The organism is Amycolatopsis sp. NPDC043889 (assembly GCF_056435645.1).
The window spans coordinates 68949-81394 of record NZ_JBWKEC010000028.1 but is presented as its reverse complement, the minus strand read 5'-3'; the positions used below and the strand labels follow the sequence as shown (position 1 = coordinate 81394).

Below are 12446 nucleotides of genomic sequence, written 5' to 3'. Positions count from 1 at the left end.
CTTGGCCGCATGACCGGCGACTGGAAGCGGGATCGGATCGGTTCGGCGCTGCGCGGGGAGAACCCGACGGTGCTGCGGCGGCTGGACGCGGGCTTCGCGGTGATCGGCGATACGCAGTTCCTCCCGGGCTACTGCGTCCTCCTGACCGATTCCCCCACTGTCGGCAGGCTGACCGGTCTACCGCGACCGCGACGGCTGAAGTTCCTGGCGGATATGGAGTTGCTCGGCGAAGCCGTCGAAAACGTCTGCGCGCGGAGGGATCCTGGTTTCCGGAGGGTGAATCTGGAGATCCTCGGCAACACGGATCCGTTCCTGCACGCCCACGTCTGGCCGCGGTACGACTGGGAGCCGGCCGACGTGGTCGGGCGTCCGGTCTGGCTGTATCCGGTGGAAAACTGGGCCTCGTCGTTGGGGCCTCAGCACGACTCGCTGCGTTCCGAGCTCACGGTGGAGATCGACAGGCTGCGAGCCTGAAGCGCCCTCGCCGCCGAAACCGGCGGCGAGGGCGCTGTCTCAGACGAGATCGATCAGCAGCTCGGCGAAGATCCGCGGCCGGCTGAAGTAGCCGACGTGCGACGAGGCCAGGGTGTGCACCTCGAAGGGGTTGTGCGGAGTCAGCTCGTCGGCCTTGCGGATCATGTAATCCTGAACCGCCGGAGTGATGCTGTGGTCCGCGGCGAGCCGGACGTAGGTGTGCGGGACACGCCCCCACCCGTCCGCCTGAACCAAGGCGCTCGGCTCGAGTACCGCGTAGCTCTCGTCCGGATCCAGAGAGTCCAGCAACAGCCGGAACTGGTGGTCGGTGGAATCGGCCATGATGGCGGCCTTCAACTCGGCGAACAAGGCCGGGTCGCCGTGGGCACCTCGCCAGTTCAGCCGGGCCACGCCGGGTTCGTTCACCTCCGGCACGGTGATCCGCGCCGCCAGCGCGTCCAGCAGATTTTCATCGACCACGTCCCACTGTTCGGTGAGCATGGCCGGGTCGCTGAGACAGAGGGCGGAGAGGTAGACGACGCGGCCGAGCAGGTCCGGCGCGGCGTTGGCGACGGCGCTGATCGTCAGCCCGCCGAGGCTGTTGCCGACCAGGACGACCGGCGCTCGGCCGTCGAGCCGTCGCAGGGTGTCCACGACGTGCCGCACGTTGTCCTGCAACGTGACTCCGCGCAGCGGGGAGGGAGCGGAAGCCAGTGCCGCGAGGTCCTGGGGTTGGCGGTAGTAGGCGGCCGGGCTGTCCGCTCGGTCCCCGTGGCCGGGCAGGTCGACGGCGTGCGAACGGTATCCGAGCAGAGCCAGTTCGTTCTGCAACGGGCCCCACGCCCGTGCATTACTGGAGCCGCCGTGAACGAAGACGAAAATGGGGCGCGAAAGTGCGCGCATGGTGAAAGATCCTTGTCATCCCTTGGCTAACGGTGGACGTGTGGACCTTGACGCCGACGAAGAGCGGCACCAGGTCAGCGCGTCGACCGGGTGCGGACGGCCTGCCAATTGTGGATGACGGAACACATGGTGATCACCTTAGCCGGGGGCGGCGCCGGGCGCCTCCGAATTACCGGCTGCCGGAGATCGACAGGCTGCGGGCCGCGTCGAGTAGCAACAGGGAGAACTCCTTGCCCCGCGCCATCGGCAGGTAGTGCCCGGCTTTCGGCACGGAGATAAGGCGTCCGTCGGCGCAGGCGTCGAGAAAGCGGTGTTCATGGCGGCGGAAGTGGTCGCGTGAGCCGTTGATGAACCACGTCGTCCCCGGATATGTCTTGAGTTCCGCGAGCACGTCGAAGTCCGCGAAGGCCTTGGCGACGTCCGGGATGACCTCGGTCGCGATGCCGCCGCCGATCACCGCTTCGGCGACTTTCGGCGGCAGGGCACTTCGGAACTGCCATCGGCTCAGCCGTTCCCCCTGGTCCGGCAGCCGCATGAGCAAGCGGTGCGCTGCGCGGAACGGAGTCTCCAGTGCCCGGCCGGGCAGGAAGGTCGAGCCCGCGACGACGAGGCCGGCCACGCGCTCCGGATACCGTGCGGCCGCGGCGATGGCGGCGTATCCACCGAGGGAGTGCCCGACGACCAGCGCGGGTTCGTCGACGGCTTCGGTGATCACATCCACCGCATCGTCCAGGGTGAACCGCTCTCTCCGGCGGGTGCCGTGGCCTGGGAGGTCGACTGCTTTCGCGGCCTGTCCGAGCAGTTCGAGTTGCTCGGTCCAGGCGGCGCCGCTGAGCCGGACGCCGTGGACGAAGACGAGGGGAATCATGGACTACCTCCTGAATGCAACGCACCGTTGCGTTGCAAACTACGCCCGCTCACCGCACAACGCAACGGTGCGTTGTATTGTGCTCCGGTGAGTACCCGGAAGGGCCCGCGCAAGGCCGAGGCGATCTTCGCCGCCACCCTCGGACTTCTGGCCGAGCACGGCTACGACAAGCTCGCCATCGAGGCCGTCGCCGCCCGGTCCGGCGTCAACAAGACGACGTTGTACCGGTGGTGGCCGTCGAAGGACGCGCTCCTGGCCGCCGCGCTGCGCGATTCGGGCCTGTTCGCCGTCGACGTCCCCGACACCGGCAGCCTGCGCGGCGATCTTCTCGCCGTGGCAACGCAAATCCACCGGCTGCTGACCTCGGAGCGCACCGCGCCGGTCGTCACGGCGACCTTGACCGCGGGCCCCCGGCGCCCCGAACTCGGTGACGTGGCACGGAGTTTCTTCGCCGACCGCATGGCACGCGAAGAGCCGATCTTCGAACGCGCCACCGCGAGGGGCGAACTGCGCGCCGGCGTCGATCCGGTTCTGGTGATGGATCTGCTCGCGGGAGCGATCTGGTTCCGGCTGCTGCTGCGCGGCGGCGAAGCCGGTCCGAAATTCCTCGAAGAGGTCGTCGACACGGTATTGGGTGGTGCCGCGTGAAAATCGCACTGAAGATCGAATCCGAGCGGCTCGAAGATTATCTCGCCGCCGACGCGATCATCGATCACGATCACCCACTGATCCGCGAAACGGCTGACGGACTGTCACCGACCGGTGGCACCGAAGTCGACGTGATTCGTTCGATGTTTCACTTCGTGCGCGACGAGATCGACCATACGGTGGACGCCGTCGATTCCCGGGTCACTCTTATGGCCTCCGAGGTTCTGCGCGAGGGAGTCGGGCTCTGCTACGCGAAGGCCCATCTGCTGGCCGCTTTGCTTCGCAGCCAAGGCATCCCGGCAGGGTTCTGCTATCAGCGGATCGGCGTTCTGCACGGGCTCAACGGCGTGTACGTCGCCGGCCTGGACCGGTGGATCCGGCTCGACCCCAGAGGCAACAAAAACGGTGCGGACGCGCATTTTCTGCTGGAAGATGAGCGGCTCGCGTGGACACTGGACCCGAGCAAGGGCGAGATCGACTTCCCCACGGTGTACTCCGCACCGTCTTCGGCAGTCGTCGAAACCTTGTCGTCGGCGAAGCCCGGACCCGCGTGGTACGAAGGAATCCTTCCACACGCTCCGTGAGTGGTTTTTTCGCGATCCGGCGAAACCTGCGACGCGAAACTGGCATCGCCGAGCGTCACCTTCGTTGTCGGGTGCTTTCCCCCGAATTTCTTATTTCGGCCTGGTCACGATGCGCGTAGAGTAACTCCCCGCACTCAAACCGATACGCACTGCGTTCGTCCGTTCGAGTGCCGATCAAGGAGGTGACCTTCGTGCCCGCGGAAGCCGATCGGCTCCGCCGTACCCCGTTGCAAGAGATCTTCTGGACCAGGACGAGTCTGCTGCTCACCGTACTGGTCGTCGTCGCGGGCCTCAGCCTGTGGATCTCCAGCATGATGGATCCCGGCGCCGGAAAGACGCTGCTCACCTCACTGGGCACCGGCACCCTGATCTCCGCGGTGGTCGGCTTCGGCCAGACCCTGATCACCGCCACCGCGTCACAGCGCGCGATGGTGACCCCGGTGATCGAGGAAAGCCGCCGGGCGCTGGAAGCGCTCAGCGCCGAATACCGTTCGCTCAACAAGGAATTCTTCCCCACCCACGTCTTCGAGGCGACCACCGATCCGGATCCGTTGTTCAACCGGGTCATGACCGAAGACCTCGACGTGACCAGGCACTACTTCTTCCGCGGGTTCTCCGGTAGGCACGCCGCGGCCCGATTGCTGTTGTCCCGCACCGAAAGGGAACTTCGCGTGGTCATCGCCGACCCACGCGACGAGGGCGCGATCGGCGGCAGGGCGCGCTATCTCCTGCGCAGCGAAGAAGCGGGAATGGACTACGAGACGATCCGGAAGCGGCTCAACGACGAGATCAGCATCGGCCTCGTCGGGCTGTTCCTGGCGCGCAGCCGGTGCTCGCTGGTGGACATCACCGTCGTCGCCGATCCGCCACTGGACCGCCTCGAAGTGTTCGACGAGAGCGTTTGGGTGACCTTGTACAGCGACATCCGCGGCGCGACCACGTTGTATCCGCGCACGCTGCGGTTCAGCGAAGGCTCGTTCCTGTACAACAAGGAACGCTCCGAGTTCCTGCGCGTGTCCCAGTCCCGCTCCGGACGGCACTTCCGCATCTCGACCACGACGACGAGGGCGGATTTCCTGGCCCTGTACGAAAAGATCACCGGCTCTCCCCTGTCCGAAGAGAACTTCCTCGAACTGGAAGGGAAATTCCACACCTTCCGGAAGGAGTTCACCACACTCGCCGAGTTGAACCACTGACCTCTCGGCGTCGCACGGCACTAGATTTGAGGAGCTGAAGTTGCTCACTCGCTTGTCCCCCCTCACCCAGTTCTCCGCGCTGCTCCGGACCACGGACCTGCCGCTGACACAGCACTGGCAGATCGTCGACAGAATCTTCCGCGACTGGACGTCGAGACCAGAGTTGCGCGACGACCTCCGGCGGCATTTGGATTCCCTGAGCCCGGACGAGGCGAGCACGGTACTCGAGCGGTCCCGGGAGACCACCACCCATTTCGCCTGGTGCCTGCTCGATTGCCCGACGGATCCCTTTTCGATCTGGCTGCACGAGTACAAGTCGCCGTCGGATTGGCGCGAGGGGTACGCCGATTCCGTGCACAACCACAGATATCACTTCTGCACCACGATCCTCCGTGGCAACTATGTCCACGAGCGCTATTCGACCCTGCGAGATCAACTTTCCGGATTGATCACATCGGTTCGGTTACGACGTAGCACGCTGTGTCAGACGGGATCCGCGGGCGTCATGTACGCGGACGAGTTCCATCGGATTCCCGAGGCCACCGAAGGGACCATGACGTTTCTGGTGAAATCACGTCCCGTGAGCGAGTTCAGTCTTTCCTATGACCCGAAGACCGGAATCGGACATCGTCACGTTCCGGTCGAGGTCCGATTGGGGGACCTGGCGGGCCGCATCTGACTACACACCGCCGTCGAAGACGCATACCCTTGCTCCACCCGTCTGTAAACGGGATCGGAGAGGTGTATGCGCGCGCGAAAGAGCACGATTACTTCCCAGACCATCGAAGCCGTCGAACACCATGTCCGGCGACTGTGCTGGCGTTATGCGGACAGACTGCAGTTCCACGGCTGGCACCACGTGAGTTTCGTCCGGGCCAAGGCCGCGGGGTTCGCCGATCACAACGGTGCGGACCGATCCGTCGTCGAGGTGGCGGCGCTGGTGCACGATGTGAACTACATCGTGCACCGGAACTCCCCCGCGGCCGCCGGACGAGACCTCCGGCTGGGCATCCTGCGGGAATGCGGTGTCGAGGAGACCGTGGCCCGGTGGATCGACGAGATCATCGACGAAGCCGAAATGGCCACCAGAGGCCGGCACATCTCGCTCGAGGCTCAAGCGTTGAGCGACGCCGACACGCTGTTCAAGGCGCTGCCGGTGACGCCCGTCGTACTCGCCCACCGCTATCTGCGGGAGAACGGGTTGAGCCTCCGCGAACTGGCGGACAAGATCGTCGGCGAGCAACGCGATGTCCACGACAGTGGCTACTACTTCTACAACCCCAAAGCGGCGGAGAACTACTCCCGCTGGGCGTTGGCGAATCTTCAGTTGTGGCAGTGCATCAAGGAAGCCGTCGACGATCCGACGGTCGTCGAACTCCTCGACGCGGTACACGCCGTGGACGCCACGGACTTCGAGGCCGAGCCCGCTGCTTCCTAGCGTCGTGCGATCACGATTGCCATCGGCTCGTCATTCGGTGGCGTACAGCGGTTTTCGCGTGTTCAGAGGCGCGACACGCGTGCTTGGAGACGGAACACGCGTGACGTCAACGCTGGCCGTAGCCGCGGAGTTTCTCCACGACGTGCTCGATCTCGGCGGGCGGGAGCAGGTTCGGTGTTCCCGCCGCCCGGGCCGTCAGCCACACCTGGCAGACCCACTCCAGCTGCTGCGCCCGGCTGTAGGCGGAGCCGAGGCTGTCGCCGAAGGTGATGGTGCCGTGGTTCGCCAGCAGGCAGCCACGGCGTCCTTCCAGCGCCTCCAGCATCACTTTGGCGAGCTCCTCGGTGCCGTACGTCGCGTAGGCCGCGACACGGGCTGTGGGGCCGATCGCGGCGAGCATGTAGTGGATCGGCGGCACCTCGGTGACGAGGGTGGAGACCGCCGTGGCGTGCACGGAATGCGTGTGCACCACGGCGGAGACCGGTTTGCCGTCCGGATCCACCGCCTGCCGGTACACGGTGAGGTGCATCGGGAGCTCGCTGGTCGGTTTGAGCGAGCCGTCGACGACCTCACCGTCCAGGCCGACGACCGGTACGTCCTCCGGCCGCAGCCCGGCGTAGTCGACTCCTGTCGGGGTCACCGCGATCAGGTCGCCCTGCCTCGCGGAGACATTCCCGGAGGTGCCGACCACGAGTCCGTCGGTGGTCATCCGGCGGGCGAATTCGCAGACCGCCAAGCGTTCTTTGGCCAGGATCACCGTCACAACCTCCATAGTCCGCGGGCCGCGGCCAGTGAGGCCTGATAGTCGGCGTAGCCCTGCTCGTAGAACTCTACGTTCTCGGGCCTGACCTCGACGACGCGTGCGCTTTCCGCCCACAACTCCCTGTCGACCGGCTCGCCGAGGGCGTCCGCCGCGACGATCACCGCTCCCCGCGCGCCGACCCCCGGATCGCCGGGGATCACGATGGGCCGCCCGAGAACGTCGGCGAAGATGCGGGTCCACTCGAGCGAGCGAACCCCGCCGCCGCAGGCGTACAACGTGCCGGTGAGCCCGGCGGCGTCGAAGCAATGCCTTGCCGCGTAAGCGATCGACTCGCACAGCGCCCGGACGATGTCGCCGCGTTCGCTCTCCAGGCTCAGGCCGGAGAACTGCGCCCTCGCCGAAGCGTCGACGAACGGCGCTCGCTCACCCGACGCGGAGAGGAACGGCAGCGCGCGAACACCACCCGCGCCCGGCCTGCTCGCGTCGAGCAGCGGGCCGATCTCCTCGACCGCGATGCCGAACAGACGGCACACCCAGTCGATGCCCGCGGTGCCGACCATCGCGGGCATCGCCCGGAGGAACTCTCCCTCTTCCGGCGTGCAAAGGAACATGCCCGCCGGCTCGCCCTCCGGATCGAACTCCGCCGAGTCCGTCAGGACCTGGCACGCGAGTGTGGTGCCCGCCGTGAGGATGCCGTCGCCCGGCCGTCGTACACCGGCGCCGATGGCGCTCGCGGGCAGGTCGAACGGCCCCGCGGTGACCGGCAGCCCGACGGGAAGACAGAGCAGCCCGGCTCCGCGCTCGTCCAGCCGGAAAACGGTCTTCGGCGCCGCGGGCTCCACGAACAGGCTCCGGCGGTGGGAGAGTCCGACGGCCGCGATGGCACCTTCGTCGTAGCGCCGGGTCGCCGGATCGAGGAAGGGCAGCGAAGCATCCGAGGCGTCGACGGTGATCTCGCCGGTCAAGCGCTGGAGCACCGCGTCGACGCAGTAGCCCGCCACCGCCGCCCTGTCCAGCGACTCCGGCTCATGAGTGTCCAAAAAGGACATGATCGCCGCGGCGCAGCCCGGGAACATTCCCGACGCGGTGCGGCGGAACACTTCCCTGGTCACTCCGTCGGCCTGCCATTCGGCGAGCAGCGAGTTCGCCCGTCCGTCGAGCCAGGAGATCGCCGGGCGCACTGCCTCGCCGGACTCGTCACGCAGCCACAGTCCGTCGCCCTGTCCGGTGAGGGCCAGCGCGGTGACCGGACCGTCGAGCCCGGCGGCGACCTTGCGGACCACCGTCGCCACGGTGCCGAGCACCTGGTCGAGGTCTTGTTCGACCAGCCCGCCCGGCAAGTGGTGCACCTCGGACGTGGTGCACGCGCTCGCCACGGACATCCCGGCCTTGTCGAAGACGACCGCCTTCGTCAGTGACGTGCCGATGTCGACGCCGATGATCATGGCCGCAGGACCTCGGGGTTCGCCAGATTCGCGAGCGCCTCCCCGCGGACGTACCGGCCGACCTCGGCGGCGACGATACTCGCCGCCCGCTCCGCCGTCTGCCTGCTTGCTCCGGCGAGGTGCGGGGTCGCGATCACGTTCGGCGCGTCCCGCAGTGCCCAGTCCGCGGGCGGAGGCTCGACGTCGTACACGTCGAGCGCGAGTGCGCCGAGCCGTCCCGAACGCAGGGCTTCCGGCAGCGGGGCGTAGTCCAGCAGGCCACCGCGCGCGGTGTTGACCAGTACGGCGCCCTCCGGCAGCAAGGCGAGTTTGGCGGCGTCGATCAGATGCCGGGTCTCCTCGGTGAGCCGGGCGTGCAGGCTCACCACGAAACTGCGGCGCAGCAGAGCTTCCAGCTCGACGAGTTCCGCGCCGTCGGCGGCGATCTTGGCGGGGTCCGCGAACGGGTCGGCGACCAGCACCTTCGCGCCGAACGCCACGAGCACCTTGGCCACCCGCGCGCCGATCGCGCCGTACCCGACCAGGCCGACGGTGGTCCCGTCGAGTTCGAGACCGGCCTGGTCGTAGGCGTAGTAGTCACCGCGCCAGGTGCCCCCCAGCAGTTCGGCCGAGGACGTCGAGATCCTGCGCATCGCGGCCAGGATCATCCCCACCGCGAATTCGGCGGCGGCACCGGCGTTCCGGCCGGGCGCGTACGTCACCGCGACACCCGCTTCGGTGGCCGCCGCGAGGTCCACGTTGACCGGGCCTCCCCGGCACACCGACACGAGTTTGAGCCCCGGCGCGGCGGCGAACACCTGCTTGGTGAAGGGCGCCATCTGGGTCACCGCGACCTCGGCTCCCGCCAGCGCCTCGATCACCTGCTCCTCGGTGCCGCTCGCCTCGTGCACGTTCGCGACCGGGCCGAACGGCTCCACCGGCCAGGGCAGGGTCAGTTCCGAGAACTCGTGCCCGGCGCCGATCTCGGCACGGACGGCGTCGGCCAGCAGGCCGGTGCCGACGAAATGGTCTCCCGCAGCGAGTATCCGCAACTCTGCGTCCTCTCTCCGTGCCCGCATCGGGCAGTCTCAATGATTGTTGGCGGAGCTGAGATGTATCCGGAAAAGTGACCGTACGAGTAAAGCCGCCCTGGCCGAAGGCCCCGCTATCGCGGTGGCAGGGCGCCCTGTCCGCCGGACGTGACGTGCCCTGCGAGGGCAGCGCCCTGCCGACGTCGATCGCGGTCGCGGGTTCACCATCAGGTACTCAGCGCTTGCTCGTATTCGGTGATGTGCGCGACCTTGCTCGCGCTGGCCGAGGCCGGGTCGAAGCGGTAGCCGACCCATTCGGCGACGATCTTCTTCGCCAGCTCCGGACCGATCGCCCGGGCGCCGAAGGTGATCACCTGGCAGTCGTTCGACTTGACCGAACGCTCGGCGGAGTACGAGTCGTGCGCGACCGTGGCCCGGACCCCGGGCACCTTGTTCGCCGAAATGGCCATGCCGATCCCGGTCCCGCAGACCAGCACACCGCGATCCGCCTCGCCCCGGGCGATCGTCTCCGCCGCCGCGAGGCCGAGCAGCGGGTACGCCTTGTCGTCGGAGCCATCTGCCACGCCGAGGTCGGTGACCTCGTCCACCCGGTCATCGGCGAGGAGCAGGTCACGCAGCTGGTCTTTGAGAGCGACCCCGGCGTTGTCCGCCGCCACCACGATCCGCATTCAGTCTTCCTTTCCCAGAGCCTGGCCGACCGCGGTGACGAGCAACGCGAACGAAGTGGCCCCGGGATCGGGGTGCCCTTTGCTCCGCTTCGCCAACCGGGCCGCCCGTCCCTTGGCGGGCAGCAGGTCCGCCGTGGCCTCGGCCGCGCTCACCGCGACCTGGGCCGCCTTCTGCCAGGCCTGCGGGACGTCGGCGCCCGCCTCGGCCTGTTCGCGCAACGCCAGCCTGAACGGCTCGATGGCGTCGAGCATGGTCTTTTCACCGGGCTCGGCCTTGCCCAGTTCGACGAACGCCTTCACGGCGCCGTCCACTGCGCTCGCGAGAGCTTCCGTGGTGACCTCGTCGCCCGCCAGACCGCGCAGTCCCGCACCGGTCTCGGCGAGCAGGACCCCGTACAGCGCACCGGACGCACCGCCCGCCGCGTCGGCGAACGCCGTCCCGGCGGCCAGGAGCGCGGTGGACAGCGAGTCTTCGTCCCGCCGCGCGGCGGCCACCGCGGCCCGCATCCCCCTGGTCATGCCGAGACCGTGGTCGCCGTCCGCCGCGACCGCGTCCAACCTGCCGAGTTCGGCCTCGTTGGCCTCGATGTCGTGCAGGGCCGCCGTCAACGCGCGGTCCACGATGCCCTGCCCCGGTGCGGTCTCGGCCAGCAGCGAGTCCACTGTGGATTCCAGCGGAACCTGTGCCAGCGCGGCACCGGTGCTCCGGTAGCCAGGGGTGTCGCAAGGAGCCGCGTAGAGCTCGGCGAGTTCGTCGTCGAGCACTAAGATCGACAGCGAGACACCCGCCATGTCGAGCGACGTGACGAATTCACCGACCTCGGTGTGCAGTGGGCTGAGCCCCGCCGCGGCGAGCCGTTCGTGCACGCGGGTGTAGGTCGCGAACATCTCCTCGTACTTGGTGCGCCCCAGCCCGTTCAGCAGGACCACCACCCGGCCGTCACCGGCGGGCAGCTCCGGGAGGAGGCCGTCGACCAGTTGGTCGGCCAGCTCCCGTGCGCTCAGCCTGCCGACCGTGCGCACACCGGGCTCACCGTGGATGCCGAGCCCCAGCTCCATCTCACTCTCGCCGACGGTGAACAGGGGCGCGGAAGCGCCGGGCAGGGTGCACCCGCCGAACGCGACGCCGAAGGTACGGGTGTTCGCGTTCGCCTTCTCCGCCACCGCGTGCACGGCGGCCAGATCGTCACCGCGTTCGGCGGCGGCACCCGCGATCTTGAAGACCAGGAAGTCGCCCGCGACGCCGCGACGCCTTTCGGGCGCGTCGGCGGGACCGCTGGCGATGTCGTCGGTGACCAGGATCGTCCGGCTTTCGACGCCCTCGGCGGCCAGCCTCCGCGCGGCGAGCCCGAAATGCAGCACGTCGCCCTGGTAGTTGCCGTAACCGAAGAGCACGCCGGCGCCGCTCTCCGCCGCCCGCGCCGTGCGATAGACCTGTTCGGCGCTCGGGCTGGTGAACACGTCACCCACCACGGCGCCGTCGGCGAGCCCGGGACCGACCAGCCCGGCGAACGCGGGGTAGTGCCCGCAGCCGCCGCCGATCACCACCGCGACCTTGGGCGCGGAATCCTCCCGGCGCAGCACGCCGTACGCATCGGGCACCTTGCGCACCGAACGCCCGTAGGCGGTGACGAACCCGTCCAGCCAGTCGCGTTTGAACGTCTCCGCGGTACCCAGGACCGTCATCGCCCGCTCGCTTCCGCGAGTTCGCCGGACAGGTACGCGAGCAGCTTGCGCCGCACGTCGTCGTTGTTCTCCGCGACCTCGGCGGCCAGCTCCAGCGCGTCCGGCTTCGGCGGGTACACCGGGTTCGGCAGCGCGATCACGGTGAGCCCGGCCGCCGCGGCGGCACGGATGCCGTTGCCGGAGTCTTCGACGCCCAGGCACTCCTCGCCGGACCGGCCCAGCCTGGCCGCGGCTTCGAGGTAGACGTCCGGACTCGGCTTGCCCCTGGCGACCTCGGCGCTGGAAACGGTCGCGGAGAACTCACCGGTGAGCCCGTGCTTGTCGAGTACCGCGTCGATCACCCGGCGGGCGGCCGACGACGCCAGCGCGACCGGCACCTTCGCGCTCACCTCGCGAACCATCTCACCGGCGCCCGGCAGCAAGGGCGCCTCTCCCGCCTCGATCGCGGCGATCATGCCGTCCACCACGGCACGCTCGACCTCGGCCGCGCTTTCCGGGGTGCCGGACCGCTTCGCGAGGTACGCGGCCCATTCGGGCGCGCTCATCCCCTGCACGGACGCGGTGTCCTCAGCCGTCCATTCGGTGCGGTGCCGGGCGGCGTACGCCACCCAGTTCTCCTCCCAAAGGTGTTCACTGTCGACGAGGACACCGTCCAGGTCGAACACCACCGCGGCGAGTGCCATCCGGCATCTCCTTTCACATCGATGCTGTTAAGTTAACATCGATGATGTGATTTGGACAA

At 68.1% G+C, this 12446-nt stretch carries 14 protein-coding genes; 6 read left to right on the top strand and 8 right to left on the bottom strand.

Annotated features, from left to right (window positions below):
* Positions 1–9: 9 nt before the first annotated feature.
* Positions 10–474 (top strand): hypothetical protein, encoded by a 465-nt coding sequence (locus tag AC0685_RS34350; RefSeq protein WP_478229305.1) that lies wholly within the window; start codon positions 10–12, stop codon positions 472–474.
* Positions 475–513: 39 nt separating this feature from the next.
* Here the strand turns inward: AC0685_RS34350 and AC0685_RS34345 are convergent, their stop codons facing one another.
* Positions 514–1377: an alpha/beta hydrolase gene (locus AC0685_RS34345; RefSeq protein WP_478229304.1), complete on the bottom strand. Its 864-nt coding sequence runs from the start codon at positions 1375–1377 to the stop codon at positions 514–516.
* 169 nt (positions 1378–1546) lie between these two features.
* On the bottom strand, positions 1547–2245 hold the full coding sequence (locus AC0685_RS34340) for an alpha/beta fold hydrolase (protein WP_478229303.1): 699 nt from the start codon (positions 2243–2245) through the stop codon (positions 1547–1549).
* Between the two features lie 87 nt (positions 2246–2332).
* Here AC0685_RS34340 and AC0685_RS34335 point away from each other — a divergent pair, with 87 nt between their 5' ends.
* The 5 genes from AC0685_RS34335 (at position 2333) to AC0685_RS34315 (ending at position 6111) form a co-directional block, all read left to right on the top strand.
* Positions 2333–2893: a TetR/AcrR family transcriptional regulator gene (locus AC0685_RS34335; protein WP_478229302.1), complete on the top strand. Its 561-nt coding sequence runs from the start codon at positions 2333–2335 to the stop codon at positions 2891–2893.
* A complete protein-coding gene (locus AC0685_RS34330; RefSeq protein ID WP_478229301.1) occupies positions 2890–3477 on the top strand; it encodes a transglutaminase-like domain-containing protein in 588 nt (195 codons plus the stop codon). Before AC0685_RS34335 ends, AC0685_RS34330 begins: the two co-directional genes overlap by 4 nt.
* A gap of 149 nt (positions 3478–3626) precedes the next feature.
* Positions 3627–4673, top strand: a complete 1047-nt coding sequence (locus tag AC0685_RS34325) for a hypothetical protein (protein ID WP_478229324.1) — start codon at positions 3627–3629, stop codon at positions 4671–4673.
* A gap of 40 nt (positions 4674–4713) precedes the next feature.
* Entirely contained in the window at positions 4714–5352 is a 639-nt protein-coding gene (locus AC0685_RS34320; RefSeq protein ID WP_478229300.1) for a hypothetical protein, read from the top strand.
* A 66-nt stretch (positions 5353–5418) separates the two neighbouring features.
* Entirely contained in the window at positions 5419–6111 is a 693-nt protein-coding gene (locus tag AC0685_RS34315; protein ID WP_478229299.1) for an HD domain-containing protein, read from the top strand.
* Between the two features lie 106 nt (positions 6112–6217).
* Here the strand turns inward: AC0685_RS34315 and AC0685_RS34310 are convergent, their stop codons facing one another.
* The 6 genes from AC0685_RS34310 to AC0685_RS34285 all read right to left on the bottom strand — a co-directional run bounded on the left by AC0685_RS34310 (position 6218) and on the right by AC0685_RS34285 (position 12387).
* The gene (locus AC0685_RS34310; protein ID WP_478229323.1) at positions 6218–6868 is read right to left on the bottom strand and encodes a class II aldolase/adducin family protein; all 651 of its coding nucleotides are present in this window, start codon (positions 6866–6868) and stop codon (positions 6218–6220) included.
* A 2-nt stretch (positions 6869–6870) separates the two neighbouring features.
* A complete protein-coding gene (locus AC0685_RS34305) occupies positions 6871–8319 on the bottom strand; it encodes an FGGY family carbohydrate kinase (RefSeq protein WP_478229298.1) in 1449 nt (482 codons plus the stop codon).
* Positions 8316–9350 (bottom strand): 2-hydroxyacid dehydrogenase, encoded by a 1035-nt coding sequence (locus AC0685_RS34300; RefSeq protein WP_478229297.1) that lies wholly within the window; start codon positions 9348–9350, stop codon positions 8316–8318. The genes AC0685_RS34305 and AC0685_RS34300 overlap by 4 nt, the downstream gene beginning before the upstream one ends.
* 206 nt (positions 9351–9556) lie before the next feature.
* The gene (locus tag AC0685_RS34295; RefSeq protein ID WP_340686332.1) at positions 9557–10018 is read right to left on the bottom strand and encodes a ribose-5-phosphate isomerase; all 462 of its coding nucleotides are present in this window, start codon (positions 10016–10018) and stop codon (positions 9557–9559) included.
* Positions 10019–11704: a dihydroxyacetone kinase family protein gene (locus tag AC0685_RS34290; protein ID WP_478229296.1), complete on the bottom strand. Its 1686-nt coding sequence runs from the start codon at positions 11702–11704 to the stop codon at positions 10019–10021. It abuts the gene before it with no gap.
* Entirely contained in the window at positions 11701–12387 is a 687-nt protein-coding gene (locus AC0685_RS34285; protein WP_478229295.1) for an HAD family hydrolase, read from the bottom strand. The genes AC0685_RS34290 and AC0685_RS34285 overlap by 4 nt, the downstream gene beginning before the upstream one ends.
* Positions 12388–12446 lie beyond the last annotated feature (59 nt).